Annotated in this window: 14 protein-coding genes; 2 read left to right on the top strand and 12 right to left on the bottom strand. The window is 65.7% G+C overall.

Going from position 1 to position 15,011, the window contains the following annotated elements:
• Positions 1-26: 26 nt before the first annotated feature.
• The 5 genes from ACIA48_RS14280 to ACIA48_RS14300 all read right to left on the bottom strand — a co-directional run bounded on the left by ACIA48_RS14280 (position 27) and on the right by ACIA48_RS14300 (position 5,260).
• Positions 27-944, bottom strand: a complete 918-nt coding sequence (locus ACIA48_RS14280; RefSeq protein WP_396732858.1) for a DUF58 domain-containing protein — start codon at positions 942-944, stop codon at positions 27-29.
• Between the two features lie 35 nt (positions 945-979).
• Positions 980-2,143, bottom strand: coding sequence for an AAA family ATPase (locus tag ACIA48_RS14285; protein ID WP_396732137.1), 1,164 nt, complete (start codon positions 2,141-2,143; stop codon positions 980-982).
• Positions 2,144-2,318: 175 nt separating this feature from the next.
• Complete coding sequence (gene ripB, locus ACIA48_RS14290; RefSeq protein WP_396732139.1) at positions 2,319-2,978, bottom strand: NlpC/P60 family peptidoglycan endopeptidase RipB; 660 nt, start codon at positions 2,976-2,978, stop codon at positions 2,319-2,321.
• 56 nt (positions 2,979-3,034) lie between these two features.
• Positions 3,035-4,465, bottom strand: a complete 1,431-nt coding sequence (gene ripA / locus ACIA48_RS14295) for an NlpC/P60 family peptidoglycan endopeptidase RipA (RefSeq protein WP_396732142.1) — start codon at positions 4,463-4,465, stop codon at positions 3,035-3,037.
• Positions 4,466-4,708: 243 nt separating this feature from the next.
• A complete protein-coding gene (locus ACIA48_RS14300; protein ID WP_396732145.1) occupies positions 4,709-5,260 on the bottom strand; it encodes a DUF6676 family protein in 552 nt (183 codons plus the stop codon).
• Between the two features lie 161 nt (positions 5,261-5,421).
• On the opposite strand from ACIA48_RS14300, the gene acnA reads away from it, so the two are divergent.
• Together acnA and ACIA48_RS14310 are read left to right on the top strand one after the other, a co-directional pair.
• A complete protein-coding gene (gene acnA / locus ACIA48_RS14305; protein ID WP_396732148.1) occupies positions 5,422-8,226 on the top strand; it encodes an aconitate hydratase AcnA in 2,805 nt (934 codons plus the stop codon).
• A 33-nt stretch (positions 8,227-8,259) separates the two neighbouring features.
• The gene (locus ACIA48_RS14310; RefSeq protein ID WP_396732151.1) at positions 8,260-8,841 is read left to right on the top strand and encodes a TetR/AcrR family transcriptional regulator; all 582 of its coding nucleotides are present in this window, start codon (positions 8,260-8,262) and stop codon (positions 8,839-8,841) included.
• Here the strand turns inward: ACIA48_RS14310 and ACIA48_RS14315 are convergent.
• The 7 genes from ACIA48_RS14315 to ACIA48_RS14345 all read right to left on the bottom strand — a co-directional run bounded on the left by ACIA48_RS14315 (position 8,832) and on the right by ACIA48_RS14345 (position 15,007).
• Positions 8,832-9,029 (bottom strand): helix-turn-helix domain-containing protein, encoded by a 198-nt coding sequence (locus ACIA48_RS14315; RefSeq protein WP_396732154.1) that lies wholly within the window; start codon positions 9,027-9,029, stop codon positions 8,832-8,834. The genes ACIA48_RS14310 and ACIA48_RS14315 overlap by 10 nt on opposite strands.
• Positions 9,030-9,128: 99 nt before the next feature.
• On the bottom strand, positions 9,129-10,757 hold the full coding sequence (locus ACIA48_RS14320; RefSeq protein ID WP_396732156.1) for an ABC-F family ATP-binding cassette domain-containing protein: 1,629 nt from the start codon (positions 10,755-10,757) through the stop codon (positions 9,129-9,131).
• Positions 10,758-10,809: 52 nt separating this feature from the next.
• The gene (locus ACIA48_RS14325) at positions 10,810-11,634 is read right to left on the bottom strand and encodes an enoyl-CoA hydratase (protein WP_396732159.1); all 825 of its coding nucleotides are present in this window, start codon (positions 11,632-11,634) and stop codon (positions 10,810-10,812) included.
• 17 nt (positions 11,635-11,651) lie between these two features.
• Positions 11,652-12,017, bottom strand: a complete 366-nt coding sequence (gene trxA / locus ACIA48_RS14330; RefSeq protein ID WP_396732162.1) for a thioredoxin — start codon at positions 12,015-12,017, stop codon at positions 11,652-11,654.
• Between the two features lie 45 nt (positions 12,018-12,062).
• Positions 12,063-12,704 (bottom strand): hypothetical protein, encoded by a 642-nt coding sequence (locus ACIA48_RS14335; RefSeq protein WP_396732165.1) that lies wholly within the window; start codon positions 12,702-12,704, stop codon positions 12,063-12,065.
• Positions 12,705-12,733: 29 nt separating this feature from the next.
• On the bottom strand, positions 12,734-13,276 hold the full coding sequence (locus ACIA48_RS14340) for a hypothetical protein (protein ID WP_396732168.1): 543 nt from the start codon (positions 13,274-13,276) through the stop codon (positions 12,734-12,736).
• Between the two features lie 30 nt (positions 13,277-13,306).
• Entirely contained in the window at positions 13,307-15,007 is a 1,701-nt protein-coding gene (locus ACIA48_RS14345; RefSeq protein ID WP_396732861.1) for an MOSC domain-containing protein, read from the bottom strand.
• Between the last annotated feature and the right edge of the window lie 4 nt (positions 15,008-15,011).

Genomic DNA, 15,011 nt, shown 5'->3' on the forward strand with positions numbered 1-15,011 from the left:
GACTAATTTCTTCGCATCCGAGGCTCTTAGGCGCGGCCTGCGAGGGCCAAGCGGCGGGTGGCGACGAACCGAACCACGTCGGCGATCCAGTCCCTGTCGGTGCGCAGCGACAGCAGCGGTGCATCGCAGCGTCGCAGCGTCCGAGCCACCTCGGCCCGATGCGCCGCCGCGGCCTTCGCGAAGTCGTCGCGCAGTTGTTCGTCGATGGTGAACTCGCGAGTCCGACCGGTCTCGGTGTCCTGCAGGATGACGTCGCCGACGGGCGGCAGTTCCACGTCGCGCGGATCAAGCACCTCGATGCCGAGCACCTCGTGCCGTCCGGCGATGGCCCGCAGCGGGCGCATCCAGTTGATGGGGCCGAGGAAGTCGCTGATGATCACGGCCATACCCCGCCGGCGCTCGGGCCTGCGCAGGGCGTCGATGGCGGCGGCCAGATCACCGCGGACCCCCGCGGGCGCCTTCGGCATCGTGGCGATGGCGCGCAGCATCTCCTGCTCGTGCATGCGGCCCGACAGCGCGGGCACGCGACGCACGGTGTCACCGTTGGCGATGATGGCACCGATCCGGTTGCCACCACCGCTGTTGAGGAACGTGATCGCAGCGGCCGCGGCCACCGCCAGGTCACGCTTCTCGCAGCCCACGGTGCCGAAGTCCAGGCTCGCCGAGACGTCGACCACCAACCAGGTCTCCAGCTCGCGGTCGGCGATCATCTGGCGGACGTGCGGATGTGTGGTGCGGGCGGTCACCGACCAGTCCATCCGGCGCACATCGTCACCGGGCTGGTAGAGCCGCGACTCGCCGGGCTCGGACCCCGGCCCCGGCAGCAGGCCCAGGTGGTCACCGTGCAGCACACCGTCGAGCTTGCGGCGCACGGTCAATTCGAGCTTGCGCAGCGCCGCCGTCAGCGCGGGATCGCGGATCTCCCCCCGCTTGAGCGACGGCAGGTCGACTCGCCGCGTCGGTCGGCCCGGTGTCGGAGTCACCGACCGCTAGCCGCAGCCGCAGCGGCAGGCATCACGGGCGGCACCGAATGACCTTGCTGCGGAATCGCATTCACCTGCGGTAGTCCAACGGTCTGCAGAATCCGGTTAATCACCGTCTCGGAGGAGATCTCGTCGGCCAGCGCGTCGTATGTCAGCACGAGGCGGTGGCGCAGCACATCGGGGATGACCTCGACGACGTCCTGCGGGATGACGTAGTCACGTCCGCGCACCAGGGCGAGCGCACGCGAGGCCGCGATGATGCCGAGTGAGGCACGCGGTGAGGCGCCGTAGGCGATCCACGCCTTCGCATCGGGCATACCGAACTTCTCGGGCTCGCGCGTAGCGGTGACGACGCGCACCACATAGTCCACCAGTGCGTGATGGACGAAGTTGTTCGCCGCGACGTCCTGCAGGCGGAGGAGGTCGCCGGGGCCGAGCACCTGCTTGGGCTCCGGCGGCTTCACGCCCATCCGGTAGATGATCTCGCGCTCTTCCTCCGGCGTCGGGTAGTCGATGTTGAGCTTGAACAGGAAGCGGTCGCGCTGCGCTTCCGGAAGCGCGTACACACCCTCCTGCTCGATCGGGTTCTGCGTCGCCATCACCAGGAACGGCGCGGGCAGCGGGAAGGTCTTGCCGCCGATCGAGATCTTGCGCTCGGCCATGACCTCGAGCAGCGCCGACTGGACCTTGGCCGGCGCGCGGTTGATCTCGTCGGCGAGCAGGAAGTTGACCACCACGGGGCCGAGTTCGATGTCGAACTCCTCCTTGCCCTGACGGTAGATGCGGGTACCGACGATGTCGGTGGGCACCAGGTCGGGGGTGAACTGGATACGCGCGAAGGTGCCACCCACGACCTTGGCGAACGTCTCGACGGCCAGCGTCTTGGCGACACCGGGGACACCTTCGAGCAGGACGTGGCCTTTTGCGAGCAGACCGACCAGCATGCGTTCGACAAGCTGGTCCTGGCCGACGATGATCCGCTTGACCTCGAAGATGGCTCGCTCGAGGGTGTGTACCTCCTGCTGGAGGCCTCCGTTGTTGGCCGGTGCGGCGTGCGTGCCGCCCTGTCCCGCGGGGTAACCCTGCGCGGGGCCTGGTCCGGACGGGGCCTGTCCAGGGAACCCTCCGGCGCCCTGCGGCGACCCACTCGGTGACGTCATCAACGGTCCTCCCACATCTGTATTGGCCGATCTCCTGGCCTCTGCGACACCTTGTCCGCCGCACGCTCGTCGTCAACTATTCCAGGCACTCAGGGATACGTCGACGTTGCCCGGCCGCGTGCCGTCCACATGACCAGCATTGCTAGCAGGAGCTCAGGCTTTGCTCAGCCCCGGCTCAGGTTTCGATAATTCGCGCGACATACGGCTGCAGGCCAGCCCTACGCACCTGGCTGACCCCTACCCCGCCCGCGGTGCCGCCGGACTCCAGCATCTTGTCGCCGCCGAGATAGATCGCGACGTGCTGGCTGCCGCCCGGACCCCAGAACAGCAGATCGCCGCGCTTCGCCTGGTTCAAAGGAACCTTTCGACCAGTGTTGTACTGATCGCCGGAATACTTCGGGATCAGCACACCGACACCGGCGAACGAGTACTGGGTGAAGCCCGAACAGTCGTAGCCGACGATGTTGGCGCCGGAGTCGACGCCGGTGCTCGGGCCGGTGGGCTTGCCGCCACCCCAGGAGTACGGGGTGCCGATCTGGGAGCCGCCGCGACGGATGACGTACTCGACGGCCTGCGGGCCGCGCACCCGGCCGGGCGCAACGCTCGCCGAGGCCGGCGGGCCGAAACCGAGGGAGGACAGGAACGAGCGGCCGAGGTTCAACGTCGCTTCGGTGGCCTGAGCGGTCGCCGCCAGTGACGCGTTGGCCACCGACAGTGGATCGCCCGGCGCGCCCGCGGACAGAATCTTGGGCAGAGTGGGGTCCCATTGACCGTCGTCGGGTGCGGCGGTGGCGGGCATGGCCGCGCCGATGGCCACGGCAAGTGCCGCGACCATCAGCAGAAGGCCGCTGAGGAGCCGAAAACGCCTGAAATGCAAAGTAATCCTTCTCGTCACCATTCGATGAGACGGGTTGCGTACGGGGTCATACCGCTGGTGCGGACCGGTGAGACCTTCACGACCGACCCGGTGTAGGGCGCCTCGAGCATCTGCCCGTCGCCGAGGTAGAGGGCTACGTGCTGGCTGGCGTTGGGTCCCCAGAAGAGCATGTCGCCACGGCGAGCCTCGGCCGAGGGGACCTTGCGGCCCGCGTTGTACTGCGAACCCGAGTAGTGGTCGAGTTTGATGCCAACACCGGCGAAGGCGTAGAGCATCAGTCCCGAACAGTCGAATCCGACTGTGTTGGAACCGGAATCGATACCGGTGCTCTTGCCTGCCGCGTTGCCGCCGCCCCATGAATACGGCACACCCCGCTGCGACATGGCGCGCTGGATCACGTACTCGGTGGCCTGCCTGCCGTAGACGCGGGGAATGGCGCCGTTCGTGAAGCCCGAGGCGGGGGTCGGCTGCGGCAGCAGGCCCAGCGATTGCAGGAACTTGCGTCCAAGGTCCTGGGTGACCTGTGCCGAGGTCGACGCATAACCGAGGACCGTGTTGATGATCGCGATCGGATCGCCACTGACGAAAGCGCTCGGGATCGCGGGCAGGGTCGGATCCCAGCCCGTGGCCCAGTTACCGGTGGCCGCATCGACTTTCTGCGGCGCAGCGTCCCAGTTTCCCGCGGGATTCGACGACGGTCCCGTCGGCGCGGAGGCCGGCTGCGCCGGAGCACCCGACGCCGGCGCCGACCACTGGCGAGCCGCGTTCAGCTTGGCCTGGGCGGCCTCTCGTTCGGCCGTTAGCTTGTCGAGTTCGGCCTGCTGGGTGCGGAAGGTCTGCTGAGCTTCGGTCAGCGCCGATACCGCGGTCTGCTGGCTGGCCTCGGCATCGACGACTGCCTGGTCCGCATTCTGCTTGGCCAGCCTCGCTGCGGACTCCTTGTTCACCTGTTCGGTACGCGCCCGCTGCAGATCGCTGATCACCTGCTGCGTGCTCACCGCAAGCGTCTCGCCGGTGGTCGCGGTGTTGAGGATGTCGCTCGGGTCTTTCGCGGTCAGGTATGAGCTGGACGGACCGTTGACATAGGTTGCGACAGCGAAGGTGTCGAAGCGATCCTGCGCCGCCTCGATCGCGGCGTTGGCATCTTTGACGCGCTGCGCGCTGGCGTCGAGTTCGACCTGCGCGGCTGCGGCGGCATCGCGTGCGGTCTGCACGTCGAGGATCGCCTTGTTGACGCCTTCCTGCTTCGCCTGGATCGCGGCACCAAGATCCTGCAGCTTCTGGTTGACGTTGGCGACGGCGGCGACCAGCGCCCCGACGCTGTCCGGGCTGCCCGGTTGAGAAACGGCCAAACCCGGTGTGACAAGCAGCATTCCGGCCGTGAGCGGAATTGCGCAGACCCGCGTGCAAAGCCGCGACGCAGAGGCGCTAGAGGTGCGTCTCATTCGACAAGGTCTCCTATGGCTCACGCGAACGTGCGGGCACATTCGTCGGTCGCTAATGCACAGAAGCCACTTAAGTCACACCTGCAACATCAGCTACAGATTGCACCGTACGTCACATCTGACGCCAAGGAAACTTTAGTCACAAACTACAAGTTTGTAATTGCGAATAGCGTTATGCGGCCGTGACATTACGCTGGCGGCAATTTCGCAAAACCCCAGCGCCAGGCGACTTTTCGCGCGTGTTTACGCGTTCTGTCGTTTGGCGCGGTTTTGCAACATTCGCGTTGCCACTACGGCGGCAATCACTGCTAGAACGACCACAATCGTGAATGTCGTCCAGGGGAAATGCTGATTGGTCAACTCGCTCACGAAATTCTTCGAGCCCTGCACCGGTCCGCGCCCCTCGGCGACATCCTGACCGGCCTCCAGCGTCATCCGGTCATAGGTCGTGCTGAACGTGCCGGACTCGGTCGGGCTGAGCACTAACACCGTCGAACCCGGGTATGCCTCCCCCACCTCGGTGGCGATGTCGCGCAGTGGGGTGTCGATGGGCGGATTGCGATCGACGACGACGATCTTCAGATCGATGCCCTGCTGCTTGGCCTCGGTGACGACGTCGGCCAGGCCTTCGTTCTCCGGCGTGGGCGCGGCGCTCACACCGCCGTCCCTGATATCGGCGATCACGAGGTTCATACACTCGTCGACCGGTGTGGTCGCGGGATCTTTTCCGACCGCCCCGCACACGTCTGGCGGGATATAGGCCGGCAGGAACGGCATGACTTGCGGTCCGATCACAGGTGAAACCGTACGCGATGGGTATCCGACCGGGGTGGCAGCACGCGCACGTTAGGACAAGACTGAAACCACCCCTGGGTGGTTTACAGGACAAGCGTACTGTTAGAATCGACAGCGCCGCCGACACAGCCCGTCGCGGCGATATCTAGCCGGGAGTTGATGTGAGCAGCAAAGATTCGGTCAATTCATTTGGAGCCCGCGACACGCTGAAGGTCGGAGACCAGAGCTACGAGATCTATCGCCTGGACGCCGTGCCCGGTACCGAGAAACTTCCCTACAGCCTGAAGGTGCTCGCCGAGAATCTGCTGCGCACCGAGGACGGCGCCAACATCACCAAGGACCACATCGAGGCGATCGCGAATTGGGATCCTTCGGCCGACCCCAGCGTCGAGATCCAGTTCACCCCGGCCCGGGTGATCATGCAGGACTTCACGGGTGTGCCGTGCATCGTCGACCTCGCCACCATGCGCGAGGCCGTCGGCGAACTCGGCGGCGACCCGGACCAGGTCAACCCCCTGGCCCCGGCCGACCTGGTGATCGACCATTCGGTGATCGCCGACCTGTTCGGCACCGCCAACGCCTTCGAGCGCAACGTCGAGATCGAATATCAGCGCAACGGCGAGCGCTATCAGTTCCTGCGCTGGGGTCAGGGCGCGTTCAACGACTTCAAGGTCGTGCCTCCGGGCACCGGGATCGTGCACCAGGTCAACATCGAGTACCTGGCCAGCGTCGTGATGTCCCGCGACGGCGTTGCCTACCCGGACACCTGCGTGGGCACCGACTCGCACACCACGATGGAGAACGGGCTGGGCGTGCTGGGCTGGGGCGTCGGCGGCATCGAGGCCGAGGCGGCCATGCTGGGCCAGCCGGTGTCGATGCTCATCCCGCGGGTCGTCGGGTTCAAGCTGTCCGGTGAGCGCCCGGCGGGCGTCACCGCGACCGACGTGGTGTTGACCGTCACCGAGATGCTGCGCAAGCATGGCGTGGTCGGCAAGTTCGTCGAGTTCTACGGCGAGGGTGTCGCAGAGGTACCGCTGGCCAACCGCGCGACTCTGGGCAACATGAGCCCCGAATTCGGTTCCACCGCAGCCATTTTCCCGATCGACGACGTCACGATCGACTACCTGCGGATGACCGGTCGCAGTGAACAGCAGCTGGCACTGGTCGAGGCCTACGCCAAGGAACAGGGCATGTGGCACGACCCGTCGCGCGAGCTCGAGTTCTCGGAGTACATCGAGCTCGACCTCGGCGACGTCGTCGCATCGATCGCCGGGCCGAAGCGTCCGCAGGACCGTATCGCGCTTTCCGACGCAAAGTCGGCCTTCCGCAAGGACATTCACAACTACGTGGAAGGTGAAGCGGAGAACCCGCACACCAACCTCGACGAGGTGGTCGAGGAGTCATTCCCGGCCAGCGACCCGGCCTCGCTGTCATTCGCCGACGAGGACGCCGTCGTACCGTCGGCAGCGGCCGGTTCGAATGGCAGGCCGAGCAACCCGGTCGAGGTCAAGAATTCCGAACGCGGCGATTGCATCATCGACCACGGGGCGGTGGTGATCGCGGCGATCACCTCCTGCACCAACACCTCCAACCCCGAGGTCATGCTCGGCGCGGCGCTGCTGGCCAAGAACGCCGTCGACAAGGGTCTGACCTCGAAGCCGTGGGTGAAGACCACGATGGCGCCGGGCTCCCAGGTGGTCACCGACTACTACGACAAGGCCGGACTGTGGCCATATCTGGAGAAGCTGGGCTTCTACCTCGTCGGCTACGGCTGCACGACGTGCATCGGCAACTCTGGACCGCTGCCCGACGACATCAGCAAGGCGATCAACGACGCCGACCTGTCCGTGACCGCCGTTCTGTCGGGTAACCGCAACTTCGAGGGCCGGATCAATCCCGACGTCAAGATGAACTACCTGGCGTCACCACCGCTGGTCATCGCGTACGCGCTGGCGGGCACCATGGACTTCGACTTCGAGTCCGAAGCGCTGGGTAAGGACGAGTCCGGTAACGACGTCTTCCTCAAAGACATCTGGCCGTCGCAGAAGGACATCGACGACACCATCGCGAACGCGATCAACACCGAGATGTTCGTGCAGAACTACGCGGACGTGTTCAAGGGTGACGAGCGCTGGCGCAACCTGCCGACGCCGAGTGGCAACACCTTCGAGTGGGACGACAAGTCGACGTACGTAAGAAAGCCTCCGTACTTCGACGGGATGCCCGCCGAGCCCGAGGCCGTCACGGACATCTCTGGCGCCAGAGTGCTGGCGCTGTTGGGTGATTCGGTGACCACCGACCACATCTCCCCGGCGGGCAGCATCAAGCCGGGAACGCCGGCGGCGCAGTACCTCGACTCCCACGGCGTGGAGAAGGCGGACTACAACTCCTACGGTTCGCGGCGAGGCAACCATGAGGTGATGATCCGGGGCACCTTCGCCAACATTCGGCTGCGCAATCAGCTGCTCGACGACGTATCCGGCGGATACACCCGAGATTTCACCAACGGCGGAGAGCAGGCGTTCATCTATGACGCCGCACAGAACTACGCCGAAAAGGGCATCCCGCTGGTCGTGCTGGGTGGCAAGGAATACGGGTCGGGTAGCTCGCGCGACTGGGCCGCCAAGGGCACCAGCCTGCTCGGCGTGCGCGCGGTGATCACCGAGTCCTTCGAGCGCATCCACCGCAGCAATCTGATCGGTATGGGCGTCATTCCGCTGCAGTTCCCGGAGGGCGAGTCGGCGGCGTCGCTGAAATTGGACGGCACCGAGACGTTCGACATCACCGGCATTGAAGCCCTCAACGACGGCAAGACGCCGAAGACGGTGAAGGTGAGCGCTAAGAAGGAGGACGGCGACACCGTCGAGTTCGATGCGGTCGTGCGCATCGACACCCCCGGTGAGGCGGACTACTACCGTAACGGCGGCATTCTGCAGTACGTCCTGCGCAACATGCTTCGGGGCTAAGGCCGACGAGCGCTCGCGCGAGGAGTCGAAACAATGCCCCGGGTCACCGATGGCCATTTGGCGGCGCGCCGCCGTCAGATACTCGACGGTGCCCGGCGGTGTTTCGCGGAGTACGGATACGACAAGGCGACCGTGCGACGGCTCGAACAGACGATCGGGCTGTCGCGCGGCGCCATCTTTCACCACTTTCGCGACAAAGACACCTTGTTCTTCGAGTTAGCGCGCGAGGACGCCGAACGCATGGCCGACGTCGCTTCGCGGGAGGGTCTCGTCCAAGTGATGCGGGACATGCTGGCGGCGCCCGAGCAATTCGACTGGCTCGCGACGCGGCTGGAGATCGCGCGCAAGCTACGCAACGACCCTGAGTTTCACCGAGGATGGTTGGAGCGGTCGGCCGAACTCTCGGCGGCCACCACCGCGCGATTACGCCGCCAGAAACAGGCTGGCAGGCTACGCGACGACGTGCCGAGCGCGGTGCTGCAGACTTACCTCGATCTCGTACTTGACGGCCTGGTCGCGCGGTTGGCTTCGGGTGACGATCCCGAAAAGCTCAGTGGCGTACTGGACCTGGTCGAGGCATCACTGCGCCAAGCCCAGCCCGACGGTCAGGTGTAGTGTCTGCGGCTGCGGTGGTTCGGGCCGCCGCGACTGCGCATCGTGGTACCCGACTCACGCAACATGCTGTGAATCGATCCGTAAGAGCGACCGGTCGACGCCACGAGCGTTCTGATACTCGCGCCGCCTTCGTAAGCGCTCCTCAGCTCGGTGAGTAGTTCGTCTCGGGCCTTGGTCAGTTTCTTCATCGGCACCTCCCCGCGCGTTTGATTCCCCGACGGATACCCAGCCTAGGAACCGGTTACACCAGCGGGTGAGATTTCGGCGAAACTGTTTGCTCGACCGGCTCAAGCGAGCTCGATGAGATCCCGATAGTCGTTCGACCAGAAGTCTTCGGTGCCGTCGGGCAGTAACACCACGCGTTGCGGATCCAGTGCCTCAGCCGCCCCTGGGTCGTGCGTAACCAACACCACCGCGCCGACATAGCTTCGCAATGCGTCGAGAACCTGCTCGCGCGACGCGGGATCGAGATTGTTGGTCGGCTCGTCGAGCAGCAGCACATTGGCCGTTGACGCGACGAGCCCGGCCAGCGCCAGCCTGGTCTTCTCACCGCCGGACAGCGTGCCCGCGGGTTGTTCGAGCTGCGGACCGCTGAACATGAACGCGCCCAACAGACCCCGCAGATCCTGCTCGCCGGTGTCGGGTGCCGCGTGGCGGATGTTCTCCCACACCGTCGCACGGTCGTCGAGCGTGTCGTGTTCCTGCGCGAAGTAGCCGAGCTTCAGTCCATGACCGGGTTCGAGCGTTCCGGCATCCGCGGTTTCGGCACCTGCCAAAACCCTCAGCAGCGTCGTCTTGCCCGCGCCGTTCAGTCCGAGCACCACGACGCGCGACCCACGGTCGATCGCCAGGTCCACACCGGTGAACACCTCGAGCGACCCGTAATTCTTCGTCAGACCCTTGGCGACCAACGGGACGCGACCGCACGATGCCGGCGTCGGGAACTTTATCCGCGCCACCTTGTCGGCTACCCGTTCCTCGTCCAGCGCAGCCATCATGCGGTCTGCCCGGCGCAACATATTTTGCGCGGCAACGGCTTTGGTGGCTTTCGCCCCCATCTTCGCGGCCTGGGTCCGCAGAGCGCTGGCCTTGCGTTCGGCATTGGCGCGTTCCCGGCGGCGACGCTGCTCATCGGTGGCCCGGGCGTCGAGATACTTCTGCCAGCCCATGTTGTAGACGTCGGCCTCACCGCGCACCGCGTCCAGGAACCACACGCGGTTGACGACGTCGGCAAGCAGATCGACGTTGTGGCTGATGACGATCAAGCCGCCCTTGTGCTGCTGGAGGAATTCGCGCAGCCAACCGACCGAGTCGGCGTCGAGGTGGTTGGTCGGCTCGTCGAGCAACAGCGTGGTCGACGAGCCGGCACCGGATTCGGACGCGGCGAACAGGATTCGCGCGAGCTCCACCCGACGACGCTGACCGCCGGACAGCGTGCGCAGCGGCTGCGTCAGAACACGCTCCGCCAGACCGAGACTCGCGCAGATACGGCCCGCTTCGCTTTCCGCGGCGTATCCGCCGAGCGCGGCGAACCGCTCCTCGAGCTGGCCGTAGCGGCGCACCGCCTTGTCGCGGGCGGTGTCGTCGGCGACCTCGGCCATCAGCGCCTGCTGCTTCTCCAGATCCGCCAGCAAGGAATCGAGGCCGCGTGCCGACAAGACGCGATCGCGGGCGAGGACGTCGAGGTCCCCTTCTCTGGGATCCTGTGGCAGATAACCGACGTCTCCCGCACGAATGATCGTGCCCGCGTAGGGTTCGCCCTCCCCCGCCAGGATGCGCATGGTGGTGGTCTTGCCCGCCCCGTTACGCCCGACCAAGCCGATACGGTCGCCGGGCTGCACCCTCAGCGCAGCGCCTTCAGTGGAGAGCAGCGTGCGCGCGCCGGCGCGGACCTCCAGGTCCGTTGCGGTGATCACGCTGCATTCTCCTCAGTTCTTACTTGTCGTCAGAGGCCGTCGCCTCCTCGCGCTAGCGTTCGTCGGTGAAGACCGGGGCACGCTTCTCCGCGCGCGCTGCAACCGCTTCCTCGAAATTAGCGGTGAGCAATCGGACGAAGAGTTGTCCTAGGCCTTCGGCCTGCATATGTGCCTCCAGGCTACCGGCGTCAAGTCCACTCCAAAGCGTGCGCTTGGTCAACTCGATTCCCGGGCGCGAGAACGAGGCGATGCCCTCGGCCATGTCGTAACACGTCTCGAGCAGATCGGCCTCGGGTACCGAGCGCGATACGAGGCCGATGCGCTGAGCTTCGTCGGCGTCGACGTCGCGGCCGGTCAGCATCAGCTCGAACGCCCGCGAGGTCCCGATCGCGCGAGGCAGGAGGTACGACAGGCCGAGCTCGCTCGCCGTCAGTCCGTTGTTGATTCCTGCGGCGCGAAAGTACGCCCCAGCTGCGGCAACGCGGATGTCACAGGCGAGGGCCAGGCACAGTCCCCCGCCGATTGCCGCGCCGTTCACGGCGGCGATGACGGGCTGGTGCATCTTGCGCAGCGCCAGAATGACGTCATCGAGCACCTGCATCGATCGCAGAGCGAAGCTCGGACGGGTGAGCCCGTCGATGTGGGGCACGGATCCGGCTGACTTGTGATCGGCGCCGGACGAGAAGCCGCGGCCGGCTCCTGTGAGCACGATCACCCGAACCTCGTTGTCGTAGGTCAGCTCGTCGAGCACCTTTTTGAGCGGGACCATGACGTCGAACGCCATGGAATTCATTCGCTCGGGACGGTTCAACGTCACCAATGCCACGCCGGGGCGCGGACGGTCTACTAGGACGAATTGTTCGCTCACGGAGTGCACGCTATCGCGTGCACTCGTTACTCCGGCTGACCGTTCTCCTGCGCGGCCATCGCCGCGTCGACGTCGAACTCCTTGACCTTCTGGACCAGGTCTTCGAGAGCGGCCGGCGGCAACGCTCCAGCCTGGTTGAACACCAGCTTGCCTTTCTTGAAGACCATCAGGGTCGGGATCGAGCGGATATCGGCAGCCGCGGCGAGCTCCTGCTCAGCCTCGGTGTCGACCTTCGCGAACACGACGTCCGGATGCTGCTCCGAGGACGCCGCGAAGGTCGGGGCGAATTGCTTACACGGCCCGCACCACGACGCCCAGAAGTCGACCAGCACGATGTCGTTGTCCGTGATGGTCTCGTTGAATTGTTCGGCGGTGATGTCTTTCGTAGCCACGTTTCTCCTAACGTCAGGCTCCGACAGTCTGTTCCCAGTATGTGGTCATGGCAAAACAGTCGATAGTTCACGACGACCGCGTTCGAAGAATTCGGCTATGCGGCTGGTCAACCTGTCGACATCGAAGCTGCGGTCCAGCGGGTAGCGCGCGCCGAACGACGCGTTCCAGAAGTCGCCGGTGGGCACCGACCCCGGGCCCACGTACGCGTAGGGCATCGGGTGCTCGTCGTCGCCGGCGGACACGCCGTAGTTCACTTCCTCCTCGGTCACCGCGACGTCGAAATGTTCGGGCCACAGCACGGGATGGCAGTCGGGCAGAAAAGTCTTCAGGGCATACCCACCCGCATAGTGGCTGCGGTTGATCCACTCGGTGGCGTGGGCGTCGAGTCTCAGATCGGTGTTGGGCGGCAGCGGGTCGACGATCGTGTAGACCCCCTCGGGTGGGCCCGCGACGATGCCCGCGGCCTCGGCGACCAAACTCATCGGCCCCTCCAACGGCACCGCATCATTCGGTAGCACCAGTTCGGTGCCGTGCACCGCGACGGGGATCGTCATCGCGGCGAAGCCGTCCTGGCGCACCGCGAGCCGGATCGTGCCCGACGATCGGTATTGCGGGCCTGCTATCAGACTCTCGGCGACACCGCGCAGCTGTCGGCGGGTGGCGACGTAGCGATCGTCGAAGCTCACACTGACTGGGTTACCAGATAGGTCCGGCGTTACCGAGACTTTCGTGCCAATGTCGCTGCCTTATCCGCATTGGCCAACAGCCGAGCTTGGTACTTCGGCAACCAGAACACCTCGACGACGAGTGCCACCAGATAGATGGCCGATGCGACCACGTTGCCCCACGCGCCGTACTCCCAGTCCCACACCGCCGTCGCCATCGCGACGACAAGGACGAAGATGAGCACCCAGCGCACCCACCGCCCCGTCTCGGCGGCCGCGTGCAGTCCGCGGCTGTAGTCGATGGCGGACTGTGAGAGGCGGTCGTCGACCGCCTCGCCCTGCCGAACCGCTCGCGCCACCGCGAAGCGGTCATCGCCGGTGAGGTCCTTCGCACTCGGCCAGTACCGGGCCATGCGGCGCGCCATGAAGATCCCGTAGGTCGTGCCGACGATCACGAGCACGATCACGCCGGAAATCCAGAACCCCGAATCGAGCCACGCCAACACACCGACGCACAGGCCGACCGCGCAGCCGGTCGTCAGTGCACGCGACGCGAACCCACCCCGCCACACAGGCGCTGGAATAGTGACCACGCGACACAGTGTGACGGAAGAGCCGTCGGCTCACAGGTCCAATACGACGCCCAAAGTCGGTTTCGCCGAACAGATCAGCACGGCCCCCTCCTCGGGTAACTCCAGTGGCGGCTGCGGGTAGGTGATGGTCCCATCCACCAATGGCGTGACGCAGATGTGGCACACACCGCTGCGGCAGGAGAAGCGCGTAGGAACGTCACACGCCTCGGCGAGTTCGAGAATGCTGCCGTAGTCGTCCGACCACTTGGCGGTGATCCCGCTGCGCGCGAACGACACAGCCGGCCCGGTGCCCGGCAGACCGTCGGGCAGATGCGGTGCCCGGTGCGGCGCATCCGTGATGCCGGGATTGATGGGCGGCAGCGCGCCAAACAGTTCGGTGTGAATGCGGGCCGCGTCGATCCCCGCGCCCGCCAGCGCACTGCGGACGTCGGCCATGAACTGCTCGGGCCCGCAGACATACGCGATCGCGTCACGAGGCAGTCCCAGCGCGGCGACGGCCTCCGCGTCGGGTCTGCCGGTCTCGGCGGTGTAGAACACTCGCTGGCGGGCGTTGGGCAGCGACTCGATGAGCTCGCCGACTTCCGCGCCGAAAGCCAGGCTTTGCGGGTCACGAGTGACGTGTAGCCACCAGACCTCTCGCTCACTGCGCTGCGCCGCCAGGGCGTGCAGCATCGCGAGCACCGGGGTGACGCCGATGCCCGCCGAGGCGAGCACGACCGGACCGGTCTCGTCGCCTAGATAGAAGTCACCACGTGGCGCGGCCGCCTCGAGCACGGAGCCGGCCCGGAGCTTCTCGTGGATCCAGCGGCTCACCCGGCCGTGTTCTTCACGCTTCACGCTGATGCGGTACCGCGTGCCGGCGCTCGACAACGAATAGCTGCGCAGTGGCGCGGGGTCGCCGGCGGATACCCGCAGCGTCAGGAACTGGCCCGGGCGCGGGGCAGGTAGCGCCGTGCCGTCGGTGGTTTCGAACTCGATCGAGACGACGGACGGGCTTTCGCGGCGAGTTTCGGCCACCCGCAATGGGCGGAATCCGTGCCAGCCGGGTTCGACGCCGATCGGCGGCGGTGTTGCGCCGGAGGGGTTTTCGTGGGCGGCGAGTAACTCGACGAAGGACTGCTGCCAGCCCGGGCTGAGCGCAGGAACATCGACCGCCTTGCGCAGCATGTCGATGTCGCGGCCGGGTAGGTACAACAATGCATCGACGTCGGCGACGCTGAGTTCGTGGCGTCCGCGACGTGTCCGCACGATCTGGTCGCCCGCCGCGACGACGCCTTCTTCGATGACGCGGAAGTAGAAGCCTGGACGGTGATGGGCGACAAGGAGATTCGGCATCTCGGGCTCGCCCAGACGCATCCCGACGCGAAAGCACGTCACCCTCGGTTGAGTGACCTCGAATTCGGCCTCCCCGATGCGATACCTGTCCCCGATGCACACGTCCTCGTCGCTCAGACCTGTGATCGTGAAGTTCTCGCCGAACGTGCCCGGCACCAGATCGTCGCGTCCGAAGTGACGCCGCCAATGGTCGTAGGACTCGGTTTGGTAGACCATGACCGCGCGTTGTTCGCCGCCGTGCCCGTTGAGGTCGCCCTGGCCGTCGCCGTCGATGTTCAGTCGTCGCACCATCACCGAACCCTGCACCGGATTCTTGTCGATGCCGGTGTGGACCGTCTTGCCCCGCCACGGCACATCGGCGGGCATACCGACGTTGAGCGAAACCAATGTGGGGATGGCG

Origin of the sequence: Mycobacterium sp. NPDC051804 (assembly GCF_044452905.1) — a bacterium.
Classification (GTDB): Bacteria; Actinomycetota; Actinomycetes; order Mycobacteriales; family Mycobacteriaceae; genus Mycobacterium.